At 64.9% G+C, this 21,750-nt stretch carries 24 protein-coding genes; 14 read left to right on the top strand and 10 right to left on the bottom strand.

What is annotated here, in order from left to right; genetic code table 11:
* Nucleotides 1-9 precede the first annotated feature (9 nt).
* The gene (locus tag U5A58_RS13430) at nucleotides 10-930 is read right to left on the bottom strand and encodes a LysR family transcriptional regulator (RefSeq protein WP_321911699.1); all 921 of its coding nucleotides are present in this window, start codon (nucleotides 928-930) and stop codon (nucleotides 10-12) included.
* A 149-nt stretch (nucleotides 931-1,079) separates the two neighbouring features.
* On the opposite strand from U5A58_RS13430, the gene speB reads away from it, so the two are divergent.
* Together speB and U5A58_RS13440 are read left to right on the top strand one after the other, a co-directional pair.
* Nucleotides 1,080-2,033 carry an agmatinase gene (gene speB / locus U5A58_RS13435; RefSeq protein ID WP_321961776.1) on the top strand — a complete coding sequence of 318 codons (954 nt, stop codon included), beginning with the start codon at nucleotides 1,080-1,082 and terminating at the stop codon, nucleotides 2,031-2,033.
* A gap of 55 nt (nucleotides 2,034-2,088) precedes the next feature.
* Nucleotides 2,089-3,594, top strand: coding sequence for a purine-cytosine permease family protein (locus U5A58_RS13440; RefSeq protein ID WP_321961777.1), 1,506 nt, complete (start codon nucleotides 2,089-2,091; stop codon nucleotides 3,592-3,594).
* Nucleotides 3,595-3,699: 105 nt separating this feature from the next.
* On the opposite strand, the gene hpnH is transcribed toward U5A58_RS13440, so the two are convergent.
* Both hpnH and ispH read right to left on the bottom strand, forming a co-directional pair.
* Nucleotides 3,700-4,851: an adenosyl-hopene transferase HpnH gene (gene hpnH / locus U5A58_RS13445; RefSeq protein ID WP_321911694.1), complete on the bottom strand. Its 1,152-nt coding sequence runs from the start codon at nucleotides 4,849-4,851 to the stop codon at nucleotides 3,700-3,702.
* Between the two features lie 12 nt (nucleotides 4,852-4,863).
* Nucleotides 4,864-5,808 (bottom strand): 4-hydroxy-3-methylbut-2-enyl diphosphate reductase, encoded by a 945-nt coding sequence (gene ispH, locus U5A58_RS13450; protein ID WP_158760806.1) that lies wholly within the window; start codon nucleotides 5,806-5,808, stop codon nucleotides 4,864-4,866.
* A gap of 421 nt (nucleotides 5,809-6,229) precedes the next feature.
* On the opposite strand from ispH, the gene hpnC reads away from it, so the two are divergent.
* The 4 genes from hpnC to U5A58_RS13470 all read left to right on the top strand — a co-directional run bounded on the left by hpnC (nucleotide 6,230) and on the right by U5A58_RS13470 (nucleotide 9,068).
* Nucleotides 6,230-7,099: a squalene synthase HpnC gene (gene hpnC / locus U5A58_RS13455; protein WP_321961778.1), complete on the top strand. Its 870-nt coding sequence runs from the start codon at nucleotides 6,230-6,232 to the stop codon at nucleotides 7,097-7,099.
* A complete protein-coding gene (locus U5A58_RS13460; protein ID WP_321961779.1) occupies nucleotides 7,096-8,274 on the top strand; it encodes a glycosyltransferase in 1,179 nt (392 codons plus the stop codon). The genes hpnC and U5A58_RS13460 overlap by 4 nt, the downstream gene beginning before the upstream one ends.
* A 244-nt stretch (nucleotides 8,275-8,518) precedes the next feature.
* Nucleotides 8,519-8,845 (top strand): type II toxin-antitoxin system Phd/YefM family antitoxin, encoded by a 327-nt coding sequence (locus U5A58_RS13465; protein ID WP_321961780.1) that lies wholly within the window; start codon nucleotides 8,519-8,521, stop codon nucleotides 8,843-8,845.
* Nucleotides 8,808-9,068: a type II toxin-antitoxin system RelE/ParE family toxin gene (locus tag U5A58_RS13470; RefSeq protein ID WP_321961781.1), complete on the top strand. Its 261-nt coding sequence runs from the start codon at nucleotides 8,808-8,810 to the stop codon at nucleotides 9,066-9,068. Before U5A58_RS13465 ends, U5A58_RS13470 begins: the two co-directional genes overlap by 38 nt.
* Before the next feature lie 52 nt (nucleotides 9,069-9,120).
* Here U5A58_RS13470 and U5A58_RS13475 read toward each other — a convergent pair whose 3' ends face one another.
* Nucleotides 9,121-9,777 carry a hypothetical protein gene (locus U5A58_RS13475; protein ID WP_321961782.1) on the bottom strand — a complete coding sequence of 219 codons (657 nt, stop codon included), beginning with the start codon at nucleotides 9,775-9,777 and terminating at the stop codon, nucleotides 9,121-9,123.
* A gap of 131 nt (nucleotides 9,778-9,908) precedes the next feature.
* Nucleotides 9,909-10,931: a hopanoid-associated sugar epimerase gene (gene hpnA / locus U5A58_RS13480; protein WP_321911684.1), complete on the bottom strand. Its 1,023-nt coding sequence runs from the start codon at nucleotides 10,929-10,931 to the stop codon at nucleotides 9,909-9,911.
* Nucleotides 10,932-11,059: 128 nt separating this feature from the next.
* Between hpnA and U5A58_RS13485 the strand changes: the two genes are divergently transcribed.
* Nucleotides 11,060-11,356 (top strand): acylphosphatase, encoded by a 297-nt coding sequence (locus U5A58_RS13485; protein ID WP_158760811.1) that lies wholly within the window; start codon nucleotides 11,060-11,062, stop codon nucleotides 11,354-11,356.
* A 66-nt stretch (nucleotides 11,357-11,422) separates the two neighbouring features.
* On the opposite strand, the gene egtD is transcribed toward U5A58_RS13485, so the two are convergent.
* On the bottom strand, nucleotides 11,423-12,427 hold the full coding sequence (gene egtD / locus U5A58_RS13490) for an L-histidine N(alpha)-methyltransferase (protein WP_321911680.1): 1,005 nt from the start codon (nucleotides 12,425-12,427) through the stop codon (nucleotides 11,423-11,425).
* A 472-nt stretch (nucleotides 12,428-12,899) separates the two neighbouring features.
* Here egtD and rarD point away from each other — a divergent pair, with 472 nt between their 5' ends.
* Nucleotides 12,900-13,793, top strand: coding sequence for an EamA family transporter RarD (gene rarD / locus U5A58_RS13495; RefSeq protein ID WP_321961783.1), 894 nt, complete (start codon nucleotides 12,900-12,902; stop codon nucleotides 13,791-13,793).
* An 18-nt stretch (nucleotides 13,794-13,811) separates the two neighbouring features.
* On the opposite strand, the gene U5A58_RS13500 is transcribed toward rarD, so the two are convergent.
* Nucleotides 13,812-14,360, bottom strand: coding sequence for a DUF962 domain-containing protein (locus U5A58_RS13500; RefSeq protein ID WP_321961784.1), 549 nt, complete (start codon nucleotides 14,358-14,360; stop codon nucleotides 13,812-13,814).
* 125 nt (nucleotides 14,361-14,485) lie between these two features.
* On the opposite strand from U5A58_RS13500, the gene U5A58_RS13505 reads away from it, so the two are divergent.
* From U5A58_RS13505 to U5A58_RS13515, 3 genes are all read left to right on the top strand, one after another.
* On the top strand, nucleotides 14,486-15,214 hold the full coding sequence (locus tag U5A58_RS13505; protein ID WP_321961785.1) for a Crp/Fnr family transcriptional regulator: 729 nt from the start codon (nucleotides 14,486-14,488) through the stop codon (nucleotides 15,212-15,214).
* Between the two features lie 177 nt (nucleotides 15,215-15,391).
* Entirely contained in the window at nucleotides 15,392-16,033 is a 642-nt protein-coding gene (locus U5A58_RS13510) for an HAD family hydrolase (RefSeq protein ID WP_321961786.1), read from the top strand.
* A 79-nt stretch (nucleotides 16,034-16,112) separates the two neighbouring features.
* On the top strand, nucleotides 16,113-17,354 hold the full coding sequence (locus tag U5A58_RS13515) for a dienelactone hydrolase family protein (protein ID WP_321961787.1): 1,242 nt from the start codon (nucleotides 16,113-16,115) through the stop codon (nucleotides 17,352-17,354).
* 22 nt (nucleotides 17,355-17,376) lie between these two features.
* On the opposite strand, the gene U5A58_RS13520 is transcribed toward U5A58_RS13515, so the two are convergent.
* Nucleotides 17,377-17,637 carry a hypothetical protein gene (locus tag U5A58_RS13520; protein WP_321911669.1) on the bottom strand — a complete coding sequence of 87 codons (261 nt, stop codon included), beginning with the start codon at nucleotides 17,635-17,637 and terminating at the stop codon, nucleotides 17,377-17,379.
* 390 nt (nucleotides 17,638-18,027) lie between these two features.
* Between U5A58_RS13520 and U5A58_RS13525 the strand changes: the two genes are divergently transcribed.
* Together U5A58_RS13525 and U5A58_RS13530 are read left to right on the top strand one after the other, a co-directional pair.
* On the top strand, nucleotides 18,028-18,951 hold the full coding sequence (locus U5A58_RS13525; protein ID WP_321961788.1) for a peptidoglycan DD-metalloendopeptidase family protein: 924 nt from the start codon (nucleotides 18,028-18,030) through the stop codon (nucleotides 18,949-18,951).
* A gap of 22 nt (nucleotides 18,952-18,973) precedes the next feature.
* Nucleotides 18,974-19,564, top strand: a complete 591-nt coding sequence (locus tag U5A58_RS13530) for a YSC84-related protein (RefSeq protein WP_321961789.1) — start codon at nucleotides 18,974-18,976, stop codon at nucleotides 19,562-19,564.
* A gap of 32 nt (nucleotides 19,565-19,596) precedes the next feature.
* Here the strand turns inward: U5A58_RS13530 and U5A58_RS13535 are convergent, their stop codons facing one another.
* Together U5A58_RS13535 and U5A58_RS13540 are read right to left on the bottom strand one after the other, a co-directional pair.
* Nucleotides 19,597-20,385 (bottom strand): DNA/RNA non-specific endonuclease, encoded by a 789-nt coding sequence (locus U5A58_RS13535; protein ID WP_321961790.1) that lies wholly within the window; start codon nucleotides 20,383-20,385, stop codon nucleotides 19,597-19,599.
* Between the two features lie 255 nt (nucleotides 20,386-20,640).
* Nucleotides 20,641-21,000, bottom strand: a complete 360-nt coding sequence (locus U5A58_RS13540; RefSeq protein WP_321911663.1) for a DUF3564 domain-containing protein — start codon at nucleotides 20,998-21,000, stop codon at nucleotides 20,641-20,643.
* Between the two features lie 307 nt (nucleotides 21,001-21,307).
* Here U5A58_RS13540 and U5A58_RS13545 point away from each other — a divergent pair, with 307 nt between their 5' ends.
* A complete protein-coding gene (locus U5A58_RS13545; protein ID WP_158760823.1) occupies nucleotides 21,308-21,730 on the top strand; it encodes a rubrerythrin family protein in 423 nt (140 codons plus the stop codon).
* The last annotated feature ends 20 nt before the right edge of the window (nucleotides 21,731-21,750 follow it).

Genomic DNA, 21,750 nt, shown 5'->3' on the forward strand with positions numbered 1-21,750 from the left:
GCGCTCGTTTCATTGCGCGTCGTCTTCGGCCTCGTGCAAGTGCGCGTGCTTCAGGTCCTCCAGAAACGCCCGCACGATCGGGCTATGCCGATTGCGCTTTTGCGTGACCACATGAAACGTGACCTCGTAGCTCAGCTGCTTTGGATTGAGCGCGACGAGCAGGCCACGCCGCACATGCGGCGCCGCGAACTGCTCGGGCAGGTAACCGAGATGGTGTCCGGAGAGAATCAGCAGGGCAACGGCCTCCATGTTGTCGGCCTGCGCGGTGACCTTGCTTTGTGTCGTCGAGTGCTGGGCCTCGGGTGTGGGATACGTGCGCCATACCCATTCGAATTCCGCGGCCTCTAGCGGATCGAGCTGCCCCGCGCGTTCGAACAGCGCATGCCCGCGTCCGCAATACGCGATCTGCCGCTCGATGAAAAGCGGCGTGTATTCGAGCGTCGGTACGCGGTGCCAGAAATAGCCGACCGCAATTTGCGTCGCGCCGTTGAGCAGTTGTTCCTCCAGCTCGCCCGGCGACTTCACCGAAATCGAGAAACGCACCGCTTCGTCGCGTTGCCGGAACGAAGCGATCGCCTCGCTGATGCGCGCGTTCTGACTGGTCGGCGTATGGCCGATCAAGCCGATGCTCAAGGTCCCCACGAGCTTGCGGTCCAGGTGCCGCGCCTTGAGCGTGAACTCTTCGGCGGCGGCGAGCAGCGTGGTTGCCAGTTCGTAAAGGCGTGCCCCTTTTTCCGTCAGCCTGAAACCGCTGCGCCCGCGCTCGCAGAGCCGGTAGCCGAGCCGCGTTTCGAGCGTCGAGAGCTGCGCGCTGATGGTGGGCTGGCTCACGTTCAGCGTGGTCTGCGCAATGCTCACGCCACCGGCGTCCGTCACGGCAACGAAGACGCGCAGCAGGCGCAGGTCGAGATCGGTCAGGCTGCCGAGCATGGATTCTCCGGGGAAAACATCGATACATAGACTGAAGTCTATGTGAACAACGACGAGATCGTTATTCATCTTTCATGGACGCGCGCTTACAACTGCGGCTATGGCCGTTTCGAATGATACGGCACGGTAAATGAAAGTGGAGCGCCGTAATGTCTGATCAATACTTCCAGCCGCTCAGCGGCAATGCCATGCCCCGCTGCGGCGGGATCGCGACGATGATGCGCTTGCCGCAGGTCGAGAACGCATCGGGCCTCGATGCCTGCTTCGTGGGCGTGCCGTTCGACCTCGGCACCTCGAACCGCACTGGCGCGCGCTTTGGCCCGCGTCAGGTTCGCTCGGAATCCGTGCTGCTGCGCCCGTACAACATGGCGACGCGCGCGGCGCCGTTCGATTCGCTGCGCGTGGCCGACATCGGCGACGTCGCGACGAATCCCTACAATCTCGCCGACTCGATCACACGCATCGAAGCCGCCTACGACGCGATCCTCGAACACGACTGCCGCCCGATCTCGCTCGGCGGCGATCACACGATCACGCTGCCGATCCTGCGCGCGATCCATCGCAAGCATGGCCGCGTGGGCCTCATCCACGTGGACGCGCACGCCGACGTCAACGACACGATGTTCGGCGAAAAGATCGCGCACGGCACGCCGTTTCGCCGCGCCGTGGAGGAAGGGCTGCTCGACTGCGATCGCGTCGTGCAGATCGGCTTGCGCGGGACCGGCTACGAGGCCGAGGACTTCGACTGGTGCCGCCAGCAGGGCTTCAAGGTCGTGCAGGCTGAGGAATGCTGGAACCGTTCACTGGCGCCGCTGATGGAAGAAGTGCGCGCGCGCGTGCAGGGCGGTCCGGTCTACCTGAGCTTCGACATCGACGGCATCGATCCCGCCTATGCGCCGGGCACCGGCACGCCGGAGATCGCCGGGCTGACCGTGCCGCAGGCGCTCGAGATCATCCGCGGTTCGTGGGGGCTCGATATCGTCGGCGCGGATCTCGTGGAGGTGGCGCCGCCGTACGACCCGTTCGGCACCACGGCGCTGCTCGGGGCCAATCTCGCCTTCGAAATGCTTTGCGTGCTGCCGGGCGTGAAGCGCCGCGACTGAGCGCTCGCGCCCCTGCGCCGCCCGAACACACTACGAATATCTGGAGACAAGCAGCATGAATGTTCACGAAAACGCCGGCCTCGCGGCCGAGACGGCCGGGCTCGAAATCGAGAGCCGGTCGATCGACTACATTCCCGAGCGCGAGCGTCACGCGAAACTGAGCAGCCAGGGGCCGTTCTGGTTTCTCGGTAACTTCCACTTCTTCACGATCTCGATTGGCTTCGTCGGCCCGAGCATGGGCCTTTCGGCCGGCTGGACCACGCTTGGCGGCGCACTCGGCATCATGTTCGGCACCATCTTCATGGCGTTCCACGGCTCGCAAGGCCCGGAGATGGGCCTGCCGCAAATGATCCAGTCGCGCGCGCAGTTCGGCTATCGCGGCGTGGCGCTCGCGCTGCTGGCCACGCTCTTCGTGTTCGTGGGCTTCAACGTCGTGAACATCTCGCTGATCATGGACGGCCTGAAGAACGTGTTCGGCGTGAATCCTGCCGTGGTGGCGGTCGTGGCGTCGCTCGCGGGCGGCGTGCTCGCGATCTACGGCCACGACCTCATGCACAAGGCGTTCAAGTGGGCGCTGATCGCGACGCTGCCGCTCTATGCGTTAGTGACGATCGCGCTTGCGTTCGGCGCGGGCAAGGGCGCCGCTGTCGTTCCCGCCGTGACCGCTGCCGCGCATCCTGGCTTCAGCTGGGTCGCATTCCTCACGCAGTTCGCGATTGGCGCGAGCTACAACATCTCGTACGCGCCGTATGTCTCCGACTATTCGCGCTATCTGCCGAAGCACACGAGCCGTGCGAAGCTGATCTCCGCGATTTTCCTCGGCGCCTCGCTCTCGGGTGCCTGGATGATTGGTCTCGGCGCATGGCTCGCGCAGCAGCTGAAGGCCTCGGATGCACTCGTCGCGCTGAATCAGGTGGGCTCGTCGCTGTTTCCGGGCTGCGGAAGCCTGCTTGTCATCGTATCCGTGGCGGGCTTTTTGCCGATCATCGCGCTCAATACGTACAGCGCGATGCTCACGCTGCTCACGGGCGTCGACTCGTTCCGCAAGATCAAGCCCACGCGCCGCGCCCGCATTGGCGCGGTGATGACGATCAGCGCGATCCTGCTGGTCTGCACGCTTTCGATCAAGGGTAACGGCGTCGCGCTGCTCAACACGTTCCTCGTGCTGATGCTGTACTTCCTCGTGCCGTGGACCGCCGTGAACCTTGTTGATTACTTCTTCGTGCGCAAGGGGCGTTACGCGATTTCGCACTTCTTCACGCCGGAGGGCATCTACGGTGCGTGGCAGGCGCGCGGGATCGTCGCGTATCTGATCGGCTTCGCCGCGATGGTTCCGTTCTTCGCCATCGTCGATAACGAATCGGGCAAGGAGATCTTCGTGGGTTACTTCGCTCACCTGATGGACGGCATCGACCTCGCGTGGCTCGTCGGGCTGATCGTGGCGGGCGCGAGCTACTATGTGCTGAGCCGCTCGCTCGATCTGCGTGCGGAAGAGAAGGTGATTCGCACCATCAAGGAAAGCGACATCGTCGCGATGGCGCGGCAATCGGCAGGGCATTGAAAGGGCACGCGGCGCGCGAATGTGCGCCGCAAAAAGACAAAGGGCGCAACGGTCATAACCGTTGCGCCCTTTTCGCTTTCGCGCCTTCCGGCGCGAAAAAGCGTATTAGCTAGCCGCGACCGTAACCGGCTTCTTCGTCTTGGCCGCGTTCTTGATCTCGTCGAGCTTGATCTCGACGTGACGCGAGAACACGTACTCAGCCGGACGCTGACCATCCAGCGAAATATCCTTCGCGAACGCGCCTTGCGTGCGCGGACCCGTAAGGGCGACGCGCGCGGCCTTGAGCGGATGCGCCACCGTGTCCATCACGGCGGTTGCCTCGAAGCCGCAGTGGACCATGCAGTCCGCGCACTTCTCGTACTTGCCCGTGCCGTACTTGTCCCAGTCGGTGGTTTCCATCAGTTCCTTGAAGGTCTTCACATAACCTTCGCCGACCAGATAGCAGGGCTTTTGCCAGCCGAACACCGTGCGCGCCGGGTTGCCCCACGGCGTGCACTGGTACGTCTGGTTGCCCGCCAGGAAGTCGAGGAACAGGCTCGACTGGCTGAACGACCACTTCTTGCCGTTGTTGCCGCGCTTGAAGATCTCGCGGAACAGGTTCTTGGTCTTCTCGCGGTTCAGGAAGTGCTGCTGATCCGGCGCGCGCTCGTAGGCATAACCCGGCGAAACCGTGATGCCGTCAACGCCGATCTCGCCGACCGTGTCGAAGAACTTCGCCACGCGCTCGGGCACGGCGTCGTTGAACAGCGTGCAGTTGATGTTCACGCGGAAGCCGCGGCGCTTCGCTTCCTTGATGGCCGCGACGGCCTTGTCGTACACGCCTTCCTGCGAGACCGAGTGGTCGTGCGCTTCGCGGTCGCCGTCAAGGTGCACCGACCAGACGAAGTACGGGTTCGGCTGGTAGTCGTCCATTTTCTTTTCCATGAGCAGCGCATTCGTGCAGAGATACACGAACTTCTTGCGCGCCATGATGCCCTTCACGATCTGCGGCATTTCCTTGTGCAGCAGCGGTTCGCCGCCTGCGATGGAAACGACCGGCGCGCCGCACTCATCGACGGCTTCCAGGCATTCCTCCAGCGACAGGCGCTGGTTCAGGATGGGATCCGGATAGTCGATCTTGCCGCAGCCATTGCAGGCGAGATTGCAGCGGAACAGCGGCTCGAGCATGAGCGCGAGCGGATAGCGCTTGTTGCCGCTGAAATGCTGGCGAAAGATGTACGAACCAACGCGGACTTTTTGTAGCAGCGGAATAGACAAAGCGTGTCCTCCTTAAACTTCGCGCGCGACGAGCGGTTGCAAGAGCTTCGACGGCAGCTTGAATTCGACTTTTTCTTCACGGCCCGCCATCGTCGACACCTCGACAGGCCCCAACGCGCGCAGCGCGTCAATTACGTTCTCAACCATTTCTTCAGGCGCCGATGCACCGGCCGTGATGCCGACCGTTTGCACATTGGCGAACCACTCGGACTTCACTTCCGAGCCGTCGGCCACGAGATAGCTCGGCACACCCGTTTCGCTGCCGATTTCGCGCAGACGATTCGAGTTCGAGCTGTTCGTTGCGCCCACGACGAGCAGCACGTCCACCTGATCAGACAGTTCACGCACCGCAGCCTGGCGGTTCTGCGTCGCGTAGCAGATGTCGCGCGTGTCCGGGCCGACGATGTCGGAGAACCGCGCGAGCAACGCGTCGATGATGCCGCGCGTGTCGTCCACCGAAAGGGTGGTTTGCGTCACGTACGCGAGCGGTGCATCGAGCGGCAGATCGAGCTTCGAAACATCGGCTTCGCTCTGCACGAGCAGCACGGTGCCGGGAATCTGGCCGATCGTGCCTTCCACTTCAGGGTGACCGGCATGGCCGATCAGGATCAGCGTGCGGCCCGCCGCGACGTACTGGCGGCCCTGCACATGAACCTTCGTGACGAGCGGGCAGGTGGCGTCGAGCACGTCGAGGTCGCGTTCCTCGGCGGCACGTTCCACGGTCTTGGCCACGCCGTGAGCACTGAAGATCGCCACGGCGCCTTCCGGCACTTCGTCGAGTTCCTCCACGAAACGCGCGCCCTTGTTGCGCAGGTTTTCGACCACGTGACGGTTGTGGACGATTTCATGGCGCACGTAGACCGGCGCGCCGTGTTTCTGCAGTGCGCGATCGACGATTTCGATGGCGCGGACAACCCCCGCGCAAAAGCCGCGGGGTTGGGCAAGGATCACTCGCATAAGGTGGCGAACTCCGACTGCCGCGTCAGGCGAGCGAATCGGTAAAAATGACCTGATCGCCGGCGGCTGTCTAATTATTAAGGATGCAAAAAGTCCGCCAAAGGGTGACGGAGTAAAAACTAGACGCGCATTTTAACCCCTTCGCCTTTCGTTTGCTGTGCAGCGCACTCGCGGGTGCTGCGTGCGCGCGACGGTGGCGCCCGGGCCGCGTCCATTTTTTCCCGAAAAGCCCCCCGCGTGGCGCTCTTGCGGCATGCGTCACGGCCTGCGCAAAGCGTGTCGCGCCTGCCGCACAGAACGGTACGCGAAGCCTGTGCGTCGGCGTTGCGCGGTGCAACATGCTCCGGGAACCCTTAAAATATCGCGTCCTGCGGGTCGCCTGGATGGTGCCCGTAGATACGACCCCATTCTGGACGCCTTGATGGAACCCGACCACTACGACGATTTTCCGGTAGCGCGCGTACTGCTGCCGAAGGTGCTGCGTGCGCCTGTCGGCGTGATCTACCACGTCGCGCGCACGCTCGACGACATCGCGGACGAAGGCGACTGGAGCCCCGAAGAGCGCCACACGCGCCTCGCCGATTTTCGCGAGGGCCTGAACGCGGTGGCCGAAGGCCGCCCGGCGCGCGTCCATCCCATGTTGTTCGCGAAGCTCGCCGGGGTGGTGCGCGAGTGCCGCCTGCCGCTCGCGCCGTTTTACGATCTCGTCGCGGCGTTCGACCAGGATATCGATGTCACACGCTATGCCGACCGCTTCGAGCTGCTGGACTTTTGCCGGCGCTCGGCGAATCCGGTCGGCCATCTGATGCTGCATCTGATCCACGAAGCGACGCCCGAAAATCTTGCCGATTCCGACGCGATCTGCACCGCCTTGCAGCTCATCACCTTCTTGCAGGACGTGAGCGCCGACTGGGCGCGCGGCCGCATTTACCTGCCGCTCGCCGACCGCGAGCGCTTTGGCGTGACCGAAGCGCAGATCGCCGCCGGCAAGGTGGACGACGCCTGGCGCGCGCTGATGGCGCACGAGGTGGCGTGCGCGCGCTCGCTCATGTTGAGCGGTGCGCCGCTCGCGCTGCGCGTGCCGGGGCGCTTCGGCCTCGAGCTGTGCAGCGTCGTGCATGGCGGACTGCGCGTGCTCGAAATCATCGAGCGTGGCGGCTACGATGTGTTCCGCGCGCGGCCTGCGCTGCGCGCGCCCGACTGGGCCGTGGTGCTCCTGCGCACGGCGGCCATGTGGCTGTCGCGCCGCGTGGGCGCGCGCGCACCTTCGATCGAGAGTAACAACGCATGATTACGACCATTCTGTTTGCCGTTTCCTGTCTCTCGCTGCTGATCTGGCTCGTGCTGCTGTTCGGGCGCGGTGGTTTCTGGCGCGCCCGCCCGGCCGCACCGCTGCCGATCGTCGAGCCCGCGGCCGGCTGGCCTGCCGCGTGCGCGGTCGTGCCGGCGCGCAACGAGGCCGACGCGATTGGCGAGGCCGTCAGCTCGCTGCTCCAGCAGGACTACGGCGGCGAGTTCCACGTCATCGTGATCGACGACCACAGCACCGACGGCACCGCCGAAGCCGCCCGCGCCGCCGCGCTCGCGCTGCAGTGCCCGGAAAAGCTCAGCGTGATTACGGCGAAGCCGCTGCCGGCGGGCTGGTCGGGCAAGGTCTGGGCGCAGTCGCAGGGCATCGAGGCCGTGCGCACGCTCAAGCTGCCCGCGGACTACCTGCTGTTGACCGATGCCGACATCGGCCATCCGCCCGAAGCGCTTGCGCAGCTTGTGGTGCGCGCGCAGGCCGAAGGCCGCGACCTCGTCTCGCTAATGGTGCGGCTGCGCTGCGATTCCTTCTGGGAAAAGGCGCTGATCCCGGCGTTCGTGTTCTTCTTCGCGAAGCTCTATCCCTTCTCGTGGGTCAACAACCCGAAGAACCGCACGGCGGCCGCGGCCGGCGGCTGCATGCTGGTGCGCCGGCAGGCGCTCGAAGAGGCAGGCGGCATCGAGTCGATCCGCGCCGAGCTGATCGACGACTGCAGCCTGGCCGCGCGGATCAAGCATCGCGGCGAGGGGCATCATCCGATCCGGCTCGACGTCGCCGCGAAGAGCGTGTCGCTGCGCCCGTACGATTCGTGGAAGGACATCTGGAACATGATCGCGCGCACGGCGTTCACGCAGCTGCATTACTCGGCGTGGCAGCTCGCGGGCACGCTTCTCGGCATGACGGTCATCTATCTCGCGCCGCCCGTGGTCGCGCTCGTGCTCGGGCCGAAGGGCTGGCCCGCGTGGATCGCCTGGGCGCTGATGTGCTGCGCTTACTCGCCCATGCTCGCCTACTACCGGCGCTCGCCGCTGTGGGCGCCGTTGCTGCCGCTCGTCGCGCTGTTCTATGTAGGCGCGACGTTCGCTTCGGCCTGGCGCTTCTGGCGGGGCAAGGGCGGTCAGTGGAAGGCGCGCGTGCAGGCGCCGGTGCAGGGGCGTTGATTTAGGTCAATTTGATCTAAAATGATCACTTTGAACCAAATTGACTTCTTTGGATCATTTGGTCTATTCTATTTTGCAGCCGGGCATCGTGGACCTGAAGGGCATGGCTCTGCAATCTTTGCGCGAGGTCCAGGTGGCACGCGTTGAGTTCGCGTCGTCGCTCGATTAATCGATAAATTAATCGGAGCCAGACTCAGGACCACGAGCGGTCAAGCACGGCGAATATCCCCTGAGAGAGGCAGCTATGAACAGCACTACCCTCGTAACTTACAGTGCGAGGGACGCCAAGACCCGTTTCGGCGAAGTTCTGGACGAAGCCCTTGGCCGCCCCGTAGGCATCACGAGGCACGAGCGGCTAACCGCATACGTGGTGTCGAAGCGCGACTTCGAAAGTCTGCGTGCGCGTGTCCAGGAGCTGGAAGAAAAGCTTTGGCTGATCGAAGCCGAGATCGCTCGCAGGGAAGGTTTTGCGAGCAGCGACGAGGTTGCGGCGTTCCTGCGCGATGCCAGGAACTCAGTGAATGAACCTAAGGATGACGAAGCACGCACTGAAGGCCTGCCAAAGCCTTGATGCGAAGCAGTACCGCCAGGTCGTTTCCGCGATTCTTGCGCTTCTGAGCAACCCGGAACCCCACGACAGCCAGCCATTGCGTGGCGCAAACGCGGGCGAACGCAGGCTCGATGTTGGCGAATATCGTGTGGTGTACGCCATTGCCGGCGAGACGGTCGAGGTGCTCGTCGTGGGCAAACGCAACGGCGACGAAGTCTACAAAATCTGGCAACGCATGTCGTAATCGCAAAGAAGGGCGCCTCGGCGCCCTTTTTCTTTTGGTGTCCGCTCGCGCGTTAGCGCTGCGTGAGCATCATGTACATCTGCACGGCGATATCGGGCGAGAACGTGAACGGCACCCAGCCGTGGCCCGTGTGGCGCAGCACCAGCAGGCGGTCGCCGTTGGATTGTTTCTGCACGGCCATCATCGGATTCTTCGTCGATGCGAAACGCCAGCCTTGCGGAATGCCCGGCGGCGGTTCGGGCTGCATCGAGGCGCGCGCGTTCGACAGCTCCTCGATCATCTGGCCGACCTGCAGCGCGTTGAGCGTCACCGTCTGGCCGCCGATCGTCAGCGTGATCTCGTTCTGCGACGGGCGCGCAACGTGCAGTTCGGGCTGCGCGGGCGCAGCGTTCGTCGTTTCGCTGGCCGCCTCGGCAGCGGGTTCGATGGCTTCGGCAGTTTCGGTCACGGTTGCACTTGCAGCTTCGACGGCTTCAACGGTTTCTGAGGCCGCGGATTCGGCATCGGCAGCCTCCGCAGCCGTCTCGACGGCAACGGTTTGCGGCTGCTCAGCGACGGCTTGCTCCGCTTCGCTGCATGCAACGGGAGATTCCTGCTGGGGAACTGCGGCGGCGCGTTCATCGGCGCGCGGTGCGTGCGCGGCGGCGGCGGCCTGAAGGAGCTGATCGACGCCCGCTTCGAGCACGCCAATCTGGTCTTGAAGATTCATGCGAGCTTCTCAGGTAAGACCCGCGATTCTACCCGTAGCTCACGCGCATTGCCCTTCAGGCGTTGTACGCATGTTGCAAGAAAAGTTGTAACAGTTTCCTCAGCCTGGCTCATTTCGCGTTCATTTCGCGCTTATTTCGCGTTCAGGTATCCCGCTTCGCGGAACCACGCGAGCGCATCCTTCAAGCCCTCGCGATACGGCCGCGCGCGATAACCGAGCTCGCGCTCCGCCTTCGCCGACGTGAAATACATCTTGTTTTTCGACATCTTGAGTGCGTCGACGGTCACGAACGGCTCGCGCTTCGTGAAGCGCGCCACGGCTTCCGCGCCCATCGCGAGCGGATAGAGCGGCCAGCGCGGCAGCGCGATCGTCGGCGGTTTGCGGCCCACCATGCCGGCGATGTCGGCGAGCATCTGCTGCAGCGGCAAATTCTCCCCGCCGAGGATATAGCGCTCGCCAATGCGCCCGCGCTCCAGCGCGAGGAAGTGGCCGTTCGCCACGTCGTCCACGTGAGCGAGATTCAGGCCGGTGTCGACGAAGGCGGGGATCTTGCCCGTCGCCGCTTCGACAATGATGCGGCCCGTGGGCGTGGGTTTCACGTCGCGCGGGCCGATGGGCGTGGACGGATTGACGATCACGGCGGGCAGGCCGTCGCGCTCGATCATGCGCTCCACGGCGCGCTCGGACAGCACCTTGCTGCGCTTGTACACGCCAATGGCCTGCTCGGGGGTGAGCGGCGAGGTTTCGTCGGCGGAGTTGCCCGAGCTCGTGACCTTGAGTGTGGCGACGCTGCTCGTATAGACGATGCGTTCCACGCCCGCGTCGAGCGCCGCGCGCATGGTGGCTTCGGCGCCTTCGAGGTTGGCGCGTTCGATTTCGTGCGGATCGGGCGCCCACAGGCGATAGTCGGCGGCCACATGAAAGAGGTAGCGCACGCCGGCCAGGGCCTGGCGCATGGAGGCGGCGTCGCGCATGTCGCCGGTGACGATCTCGGCGTCGAGCGCTTCGAGGTTCTTGCGCGGGCTCGTCGCGCGCACCAGCACGCGCACGGCAAAGCCCTTTTCCTGCGCGATGCGGGCGACGGCCGAGCCGACGAAGCCGGACGCGCCGGTGATCAGGACGAGATCGCGGTTGGCTCGGGAGGTGTCGGTCATTACAGGGTCGTTTCCATGTACGGTGATGGCGCTGCGGCGTGGCACGGATTGTACGTGGCGCGAGCCCGGCGCGTGTGCGCGTTGGCGTCTACAATGCCGACCGTAAAGCCTGCATGGAGAAACGAACAATGAGCGAACCGGATCTGGATACGCGCCTCGAAACGTACTACGTGCGCGTGCGCGGGACGGTGCAGGGCGTGGGTTTTCGTCACGCGACGGTGCGCCAGGCGCACGCGCTGCGCATTCGCGGCTACGTCGCGAACATGGAAGACGGCTCGGTCGAAGCCGTGATCCAGGGCACGGCGAACCAGGTGGACCGCATGCTTTCGTGGCTGCGCCACGGGCCGCCGGCCGCACGCGTGAGTTCGGTGGAAAGCGAGGAGCGTGTGACCGAAAAACGTTACGAACGCTTCGAGCAGCACTGAAAATCGTGCAATAAAAAAGCGGTGCGCCAGGTAACTGGCGCACCGCTTTTTCGTTCCCGGCGCCGCTTACTTCACGGCGAGCAGGCTCTCCGCGAATCCCCATTCCTTTTCGACCCACTGGCGCGTGCATGCGAAGCCCGCGTCGGCGGCGATCGCCGGGATTTCATCGGCGTGGTACTTGTGGCTGCTCTCGGTCCAGATCGTCTCGCCTGCACCGATCTCGACGGCGAGATTCGCCGCGTGCACCTCGGCGTGCACGTCGCGCTTCGCGCGCAGATGCATCTCGATGCTGCGCACGTCCGGATTGAAGCGCGCGACGTGCTCGAAGTCGCGCAGGTCGAAGTCGCCGTCCAGTTCGCGGTTGATGCGCGCAAGCAGGTTCAGGTTGAACGCGGCCGTCGCTCCAATGGCGTCGTCGTAGGCGGCGATCAGCGTATCGACGGGCTTCACGAGGTCGGTGCCGAGCAGGAGCGTGTCGCCGGGGCGCAGCATCGCGCGGATGTCGCGCAGGAAGCGCGTGGCCGCAAGGCGCGCGAAGTTGCCGATCGTGCTGCCGAGAAAGAGCACGAGCAGTTGCTCGCCTTCTTTGCGCTGGCGGCTCACCTCGGATAAACCAGCGAGATAGTCGCGCTCGTAACCAACGATCGAAATGCGCTCGATATCGGCCAGTTCGCGCCGGCACAGCTGCAGGGCGGTGCGCGAAATCTCGATCGGGCAGTAGGACGTTGGGCGCTTGCGGCAAAGCGCTTCGAGAATGCGGCGCGTCTTGCGGCCGCTGCCGCTGCCGAGTTCGGCGACTTTCACGTCGGAGGGCAGCGCCTCGACGATCTCGGCCGCGTAGCGCGTGAGCAGACGCTCTTCGCTGCGCGTGACGCCGTACTCGGGCAGCACGGTGATGACTTCGAAGAGGGCCGAGCCGACTTCGTCATACAAATATTTCGAAGGCAATTCCTTTTGCGGCGAGCGCGTCAAACCCGCACGCACTTCGGCGGCGAATGTGCTGGCGGCGGGGGAAAGGGCGAATGCACGGGCGGGGTCGACAACGGCGGGGCGGGGCGCAGAACGTAGCATGCGGGCTCCAGGGGGCGTTGGACGTTAGGGACGGCGTCGTGAAGCGTGAATCGCGGCGACCGGCGAAGGCGTGGCGCTCCGGGACAAGCGAGGCGCGGCTCCAGCGGCCCCGGTGAAATCTCGCTCGTCGAAGCGAATTCCAGCCGCGAATGCCAGCCAGTCAAGGCGCTGGCGGGCTGGCATGGCGAGACTTACGTTCTAGTCCATCGTTGCGCGATCTGCCGGACTAAATTCCTCGGCCAGCGCCTGGCCCGCAAGCGCGCACGGCATGTGCCCGCCTTGTCCGGCACGGGTTTGCGCCGCCTGCCGCCGTCAAAACGCGACTAGAATGCGGTCTCGCCGACGGCAACGCCGGCCCGCGCCTTATTCAATAGCCAATTCAAATGACAACGTTTTTACCCGCGCGCGCGAAATCGACGCGCCGCGCCGCTCGCGATCTCTCCGCTTTTGCTTTCCTTACCCGCGTGTTCCGATGAACCAGTACGAACCCGGGCGCGGTATTGCGCTTTCCGTGGGCGCTTCGGCGCTGTTCGCGCTGATGTCGGCGTACACGCTCCTGCTCGCGCCACTCGGCGGCCTCGATATTTTCGCGTGGCGCGTGATCTGGACCGCGCCTGGCGCGCTGGCCCTGCTGGTGCTGCGCCAGCGCGCGCCGCAATTGCGTGCGCTCGTCGCGCGCATGGTGCGAGAGCCGCGCACCGCGCTCGCGCTGGTGGCGAGCGCCGCGCTGCTGGGCTCGCAGCTGTGGGTGTTTCTGTGGGCGCCGCTACACGGACGCATGCTGGAGGTGTCGCTCGGCTACTTTCTGCTGCCGCTCATCATGGTGCTGGTGGGGCGCTTTTACTATCACGAGCGCCTCGAACCGCTGCAATGGCTCGCCGTGGCGTGCGCCGCTGTGGGCGTGGTGCACGAGTTGTGGGCCACGCACGCGTTCTCCTGGCCCACGCTGCTCGTCGCGTTCGGCTATCCGCCGTATTTCGTGCTGCGCCGCAAGATTCACGCGGACTCGCTCGTCACCTTTGCCGTGGAGATGCTGCTGCTCGTGCCGGTGGCGGTGCTCGAAGTGCGCGCGGGCGGCTCGCTCGCGCTGCTCGACGCGCACAAGTTTCTCGCCTTCGTGCTGCTGCCCGGACTCGGCTTGCTCAGCACCGTCGCGCTTGCGTCATACCTGAAAGCGAGCCGGCTGCTGCCGATGGCGCTCTTCGGCATCCTCGGTTATGTCGAGCCGGTGCTGCTCGTCATCGTTTCCGTCACGCTGCTGGGCGAGCATCTCGGCATGCGCCAGCTCGGGACTTACGTGCCGATCTGGCTCGCCGTCGCGCTCACGGCGGTGCACGCGGCGCGGCTCATACGGTTCGAACGCTGAGGGTCTTCCAACGGCCGGCTACTGCCGCGCTTGCTCGGTGCGCGGAGGATTGATGCGCGTAGGTCCCACCTTCGCCTCGATAGCCGCACGCAGCTGCGGGCGCCAGCCAAAGCTGAACAGCGCTTCGGCGAGCACGAAAAGCGGGCCGATGATGAGGCCGATGAGATCGTCGACGAAGGCCGGCTTGCGATGCTCCCACGCAATGTGCCCGACGAACTGGAAGATCCAGCCGACCACGAACAGGCCCACGCCGCCGGCTAGCCACGCGGCGGTGCCTTGCTGCGCGAGCCATGATCCGAACGCCACGCACGCGGCGGAGACGACCGCCATCATGAGTCCGAGCGGCACGTCCAGCACGAGGTAGTAGATCGTTGCAGCGCCGAACAGCAGCCACGCAGGCGACACCGGAACCGGCAGGCCAAACGCCGCTAGCGCGATTGCCGGGCGCGAAAGCAGCACCGCAAGCGCGAGCACGATGAGCGGAATGCCGACGAAATGCGTACCGATGTTGCGCGCGTCGCGGTGATACGCCGCGTACTGGGTGAGTTGCTCGGTCAGGTTACGCATGGCTGTCTCTCTGTCTCCAAAATCATTATGATCGTCGGGCTTACGGGCGCAAATCTTCGGCTAGCCGACAATTGCGCCGATTGCGCCGCTTTTTGTGGGCCGCCTGGCCCGCTTGCCCTGCCCCGATGACTTCACGTTCCAGCCCGCCAACCACCGCCAGTTCACCGTCCGCCGCCGCGCTCGAACGCAGCGCGTGGTTTCGCGGCGCGCCCGCACCGTTGCGCGACGCGCTGCGCGCGGCAGGGCGCGTGCGCACGCTGCAGGCAGGCGAGCGTCTCTTCATGCGTGGCGACCCGGACGACGGCATTTACTGCGTGCTGGAAGGCGCGGTGCGCGTCGGGGCGGCAAGCGTGGCGGGCCGCGAGGCGCTGCTCGCCGTGGTGGGGCCCGCACACTGGTTCGGCGAGATCACGCTCTTCGACGGCGGCGCGCGCACGCACGACGCCTACGCCGAGCGCGACGCCACGCTGTTTCACGTGCCGCGCGCGGCGCTCGTGGCGCTGCTCGACGCAACGCCTGCGTACTGGCACGCGTTTGGCCTGCTGCTCGCGCAAAAGCTGCGGCTGGCGTTCGACGCCATTGAGGAAAGCGCGCTGCTGGGCGCTTCCGCGCGCGTGGCGCGCCGGTTACTGCTGCTCTCGAACGAGTACGGGGAGGCGGCCGCCGCGCACGGCGCGGCGCGCTCGCGCCTCGTGATCAACGTGCCGCAGGAGGATCTCGCGCTGATGCTCGCGCTCTCGCGGCAAACGGTGAACCAGATCCTGCGCCAGTTCGAGCGCGAAGGGTGGCTCGCGCTGCGCTACGGCGAAATCGAGATCGTCGATGCCGCGGGCCTCGCGACACAAGCACAGTGACGCCAATGTTTCAGCATCAATACGCGTCCATATCGATTCACGTTGACGAATTACATCAATATCAACGGAGCACTCGCACTGCGTTTGCAGCGACATCGCGTTTGCGCCGACAATGACGCGCGTTCGGCGCGCCCGGACGCGTCGCCTTTCTCTTCCACGCACTGCTGATATCGCTTCATGAACGACCGCGTCATCGCCGCATTCGACTTTGATGGCACCATCACCACGACCGACAGCTTTCGCGCCTTCATGCTCGACGCCGCCGGCCCCGCCCGCTTCGCCGCCGCCGCGCTGCGCTGTCTGCCTTCGCTGATCGGCGTTCCGCTCGGCTGGTCGCCGCGCGGGCCGACCAAGGCGCGCTTCCTGTACGCCGCCATGGGGCCCGTGCGGCGCGAGGCGCTCGAAGCCGCTGCACAGCGCTTCGTCGAGCGGCGTTTGCCCGCGCTGCTGCGCCCCGAAATGCTCGCGCGCGTTGCCGAACACCAGGCGCTCGGGCACGAGGTCGTGCTCGTGAGCGCGTCGCCGTCGATCTATCTGCGCGTCTGGGCAGAGACGGTTGGCATCGGCACGGTGCTTTCGAGCGAACTCGAATGGCGCGATGGCGTGTACACGGGCCATCTGGCGGGCAATAACTGCTGGGGCCCGGAGAAGGTCGCGCGGCTGCGCGCGTGGTGGGGCAAGCATGCGCCCGCCACGCTATACGCTTATGGCGACAGCCGCGGCGACAAGGAAATGGCCGAGCTGGCGCAGTACGCGTGGATACGCGGCGAGTCGCCGTTGCCGCCGCTCGCGGTGGCGGGCGGTTTCGGCGCGGCGTGAAGGGTTCGGCACGCTGCACCGGCGCGAGATCGACGCTAACCTAGCGCAACTAACCAGGACGAACGGAGGAGACACACCAATGAACGGACAATGGACCCAGGTGAAGTCGCATGACGGCGGCGAATTTCGCGCCTACACGGCGCTGCCCCCCGAGGGCAGCGGCCCCGGCCTCGTGTTGCTGCAGGAGATCTTCGGCGTCAACGGCTACATGCGCGCGCTCGCCGACCGCTACGCCGAGGAAGGCTACGTCGTGATGGTGCCGGACCTGTTCTGGCGTCTGGAGCCGAACGTCGATCTCGGCTACGAAGGCGCCGACGCGCAAAAGGCGTTCTCGCTCTACGAGCGCTTCGATGTCGACCTCGCGATGCAAGACGTGGCGCAAACGCTCGCCGCGCTGCGCGCGCATCCGCAGCATCGCGGCAAGGTCGGCACGGTGGGTTTCTGCCTGGGCGGCAAGCTCGCGTACCTGAGCGCGACGCGCACCGATGTCGATTGCGCGATCGGCTATTACGCCGTGGGGCTCGAAAACAATCTGGACGAAGCCGCGCGCATCACGCGTCCGCTCATGCTGCACTTCGGCGCCGACGACGCCTACTGCGACGCCGCCGCGCGCGAACGCATTGCAGCGGCGCTCTCGGGCAAGCCGGGCGTCGAGCTGTATACGTACCCGGGCTGCGATCACGCGTTCGCTTCGCCGGCCCGCCCGCAGTACAACAAGCCGGCTACGATGATGGCGTACTCGCGCACGCTCGCCATGCTGCGCCGCGTGCTTGGCCCGATCTACGACTTCAACGCGCTGTGGGAAGAGCACTGCTATCACGAGTTCGTCGCGCGCAACCCGAGCGACGTGATGCCGACGATGGTCGCGCAACCCTACGTCAACCACATTCCCACGATGACGGGCGGTGTGGGCCACGACGAGCTCAAGCGCTTCTACACGCACCACTTCGTGCATTCGAACCCGGAAGACACGCGCCTGATTCCGATCTCGCGCACGATCGGCTCGGACCGCGTGGTGGACGAGTTCATCTTCTGCTGCACGCACGACCGCGAAATCGACTGGCTGCTGCCAGGCCTCGCCCCCACGGGCAAATACTTCGAAGTGCCGATGCTTGCGGTGATCTGCTTTCGCGGCAACAAGCTCTATAACGAGCACATCTACTGGGACCAGGCGTCGGTGCTCGCGCAGATCGGCGCGATCGACCCCACCGGCCTGCCGATCGCGGGCGCGCAAAGCGCGAAGAAGCTGCTCGATGAAACGCTGCCCTCGAACACGCTCATGGCGCGCGCCTGGAGCGAGAGCGAAGGCAAGCCGTTCTAACGCGCGCTGCGCGTAAGCGTCATCAATTGAACGGATTGTCGACGACGCCGGGCTTCTCGTCCGGCTCGTCGGCGACCTTCGCGGGCAAGTGCGGCTCGGCCTGCAGTTTCTTCACGACGTCGTCGAGCGCCGCCTTTAGCGCCAGTGCGGCGGCGAGCCCGCGCTTGTCGCGCGTGAGCTCCAGCGTGCCGGCAAGCGTCACGCGCGTCGTGCCGTTCGTGAGCGTGAGTGCGTCGCCTTGTACGTTGAGCACGTCGCTGTCGTTTGCGTATGGGTCGAACACCGTTTGATCCTCCTTCTGCGTGACGGGGGCGCGCCCCCTGGTAGCGGCGCGATGTCGGGGCCCGCATTATAGGGAGCCTGACGCGCCACCTTCAATTCTCTTCATCGATTGCTGTCTGTCGCTTCGTCTTTTCTGCCTAAGTTTGTGGCGGACTTGTCACGTCAATGTCAAAGCCACACGCATACACGCCGCGCGCGCTGATGCAGGTCAATTCGCTCGCGCTAAACCACGGCATCCACAGGCAAACCAACGATGATGACGCACCCGCGCCCGCAAGCGCGGACGGTCTGTTTCAGTGCGAGCAAGGGAGTCATCGATGGGAATTCTGGATAAGGTATCTGAAAACGCGGGAGCGGACACGGCGGACAACGCCGCTCCGCAGGCCTGACGATGCGCGGCCAGCATCAAGAGGCCACGCAGCGCGCCACGGCCTCGCGCGTCGCAGTCGGCGCGACGCTCGCATTGGCCATCGCGCTTGAATTCACATTGAGCGGCTGCACGATCACGCCGTGGCGTACCGCAGCAAGCGACGAGGCCGGAACGGCCGCGGACACCGGCGTCACGACGACCGCCGTGCCGCCTCCGGCGGTTGCCGCTTCGACGTTGCCCGCCCGGTCCGCCGCCGCCGCTGAACCGAGCCCCACCGGCTTGTATCGCGTGAAGTCGGGCGACACGCTCTATCGCATTGCGAAAGCCACGGGCCAGCGCCCCGCCGACCTCGTGAATTGGAACAAGCTGCCCGCCGACGGCAAGGTCCAGGTTGGGCAACTCTTGCGCGTTGTACCGCCCGCCGCCGCCACAGCAGGCGCCGCCGCGCCCGCGATTACGCCCGCGAAGCCTCCTGTCGCGCAAGCGGCCAAACCGGCAACCACGCCCGCAACCGCAACGGCCACCGCAGCGAGCGCGCCGCCCGCCGTCACACCGAAGCCCGCCGCCGCGCGCAGCAACGCCCGCTTCATCTGGCCGATCGAGGGCAGCGTTGCGCAGCCCTTCAAGGGGAAATCGAAAGGGGTGGTGATCGCCGGGCCGCCGGGCCAACAGGTGAAAGCAGCGGCGTCGGGGCGCGTGGTCTATGCCGGGAGTGGCATGCAGGCGTACGGCAAGCTCGTCATCGTGAAGCACGACGCGCGTCTCGTTACGGCCTACGGGCGCAACGCCAGGCTGCTCGTGAAGGAGGGCGACGCGGTGAAGCAGGGCGAGGCGATTGCCGTGAGCGGCACGGACGGCGCTGGCATCTCCACCCTCATGTTCGAGGTGCGCGAGAACGGCAAGCCCGTCGATCCGCTCGCACAGTTGCCCAAGGCACCTCAATAATTACGCAGGATACCGAATCAAGATGAAGAGAAGGGAATTCCTCACCGGCTCGCTGGCCGTTGCCGGATGGCTCGCGGCGAGCGCGGGCTGCACGACGACCTCGGGTTCCGCCGATGCCGATCCCGCTACCGAGAATGCCGTTGCGCGCCGTGAGATCGACACGGGCGTCGACGAAACACTCGCGCGCCTTTATCGCACCGTGCCGGGCGCGCGTGAACTCATCGCCAAGGCGCGTGGCGTGCTCGTGTTTCCAGAAGTCGTAGGCGCGGGTTTCGTGATTGGCGCTGAATACGGACGCGGCGCGCTGCGCGTGGAAGGCCGCACGCTGGGCTACTTCACGACGATGGGCGGCTCGTTCGGCGCCCAGATCGGCGCACAGTCGCGCGCCGTCGTTTATGCGTTCATGACGCGCTCCTCGCTCGACCGCTTCAAGCGCAGCAGCGGCTGGAGCGCGGGCGCGGATGCCACCGTCGCGCTCGTGAAAATGGGCGCCAACGGCAAGATCGATACCTCGACGGCGGTGAATCCCATCGAAGCGTTCGTGCTGACGAACGGCGGCTTGATGGCGGGCGTTTCGCTGGAAGGCTCGAAAGTCTCGCGGCTCGATATCTAGCGCTTCAGCAGCGCCGCCACCGCCTTACCCAGTTACCAGCCCCATTTGCTCACGGCAAAGCCGCGGCCGTTGAACGAGACCTTTTCCTTCGCCGCGACATCCGCCGGAATACCCGGGAACGCAATGCCGCTCTGCGCTTCGAGATCGCGCACCGAGCGCACGTCATAGCGGTCGACAGCCGTATTGTCGGCGACGATGGCGAACGCGAGCTGCTGCGAAGGCACGTACACGACCTTGAAGATCTGCGTGGGGACGAGCACGCGCGTCGCGCCGATGGTCTGCAACTGCGCGCCCGTGAAGAGCGGGCCGGTCACGACATAGGCTTCGCCATACTTCGATGCGAGCTTGCGCACGGCGGTTTCGATATGCGCCCAAAGGCGCTGGTTGTTGTCGCGATTCTGCGGAACGATATTGGCGAGTGAAAACGATTCCGCCATCGCCTGCGCATTCCAGCGGTTGCCTGCCGGGCTCATGTGGCCGCGGTCGAAACCGCTGCGCTTGTAGTCGGCGAGCGTCGCGCCTTCACCTTCGGGCAGGCGGTCGTCTTCGAAAAAGCGGTTCGTGCGCGTCATGTCCTTCGCGGCTTCGAGGTGATCGCGCGTGAGATGCTCGGCGGACCACAGCGGACCGTGCGTGACGCCCGAATGCAGCACGACGAAATCCGAGTAGCAAAGCATGCGCGTCTTCGGCGCCATGCGCTGATTCGTGAGCGTCGGGAACTGGCCGCCGGGCACGAATTGCGAACAGGCCGGCGCGGCGTGAGCGTGGCTGGCGGCGGCGAGCACCAGCGAGGAAATCAGTGAGGCGAACAGCTTCTTCATCTAGGGGGCTGGCGGGAACGGGGTGGTATCGAGCGGGCTATAAAGCGGGCTGAAAGTATAGCGGGCGCATGGACGCACTTGAAGGCGGGAGGAAAGCGCGGCGCAAAAAAACGCGCGCCCGCCGGGTGGGCGGGCGCAAGCAAGACGTGAAACAGAATCAGATGCAATGAGCGCGGCAGCGTTGCGTTGCTGCGCGAGGAGCGCGGCGGCAAATGATGCCGCCTGGATTCAATCGATTACGTCATCAACCACCATTCAGCCTGCAAAAAGCGAATGCTCGGCGTGGACCATCTGGCGGTCCACGGCCTGGAGGCGCCATTGGCCTTCCATCGGCGAGTGTGAGGATTCGCACGACCAGGTCGCGTCGCCGTGTGCGGAACTGATTTCCTGGCGGCGATTCACGTGCAGACCGCGTAGCGTGCACAGCGGCTCGTTTTCGAGCGGCGCGCATAGCGACGTGACACCATTCACGTCGCGCAATTCACCCCATTCTGGCAGGTCGATCCCTTCGTGAGACTCGCGGGACCAGCGCTGCTGGTCGGTGTCGAGCCAAAGCACTGCATAGTCGTGATTGACGGTCGGATCGGAACCGTTGATCAGGATCGTAAGTCGCATGGCATCTCCGCAAAGTTGATCGGGTGCGTCGGCAAATTCAAAGTCTAGGACGACTCCGCTCGCGCGCAAAGTGAAGAGTGCAGGACAGATCGTCGCGCGCACAGTGCGTGCCTGGACTGGCCCCGTTTATGCACGTTGGTGCCCGAGTAAACCCGGCTACGCTATCGCGAGGATTGAAATTCACAATTGGGAACGCAAACGCCGCAACCTAGATTAATAGTGCGGCGGAGTCGCCCACCCATGCTGCATTGCACGAAGGCGAATTGCGTCGCGTCCCCACATTTCAGGTCGAACCATGGAGGCACAGATGTCACAGCTAAAGGGCTCGAAGACGGAACAGAACCTCAAGGATGCATTCGCCGGTGAATCACAGGCCAACCGCCGTTATCTGTATTTCGCAGCCAAGGCCGATGTAGAAGGACAAAACGATGTCGCGGCGCTGTTTCGCTCGACCGCCGAAGGCGAAACCGGCCACGCGCACGGCCACCTCGAATATCTGGAAGCGGTAGGCGACCCGGCCACCGGGCTGCCGTTCGGCAGTTCGCGTTTGAATCTGCAGGCGGCGATTGCAGGCGAAACGCATGAATACACCGACATGTACCCCGGCATGGCCAAGGTCGCGCGCGACGAAGGCTTCGACGAAATCGCGAACTGGTTCGAAACACTAGCCAAGGCGGAGCGCAGTCACGCCAACCGCTACACGAAGGCGCTGGAAGTACTGGCGGATTGAGCATCGACGCGTGCTTCGCG

This window comes from Paraburkholderia sp. J7 (assembly GCF_905220155.1).
GTDB lineage: Bacteria > Pseudomonadota > Gammaproteobacteria > Burkholderiales > Burkholderiaceae > Paraburkholderia.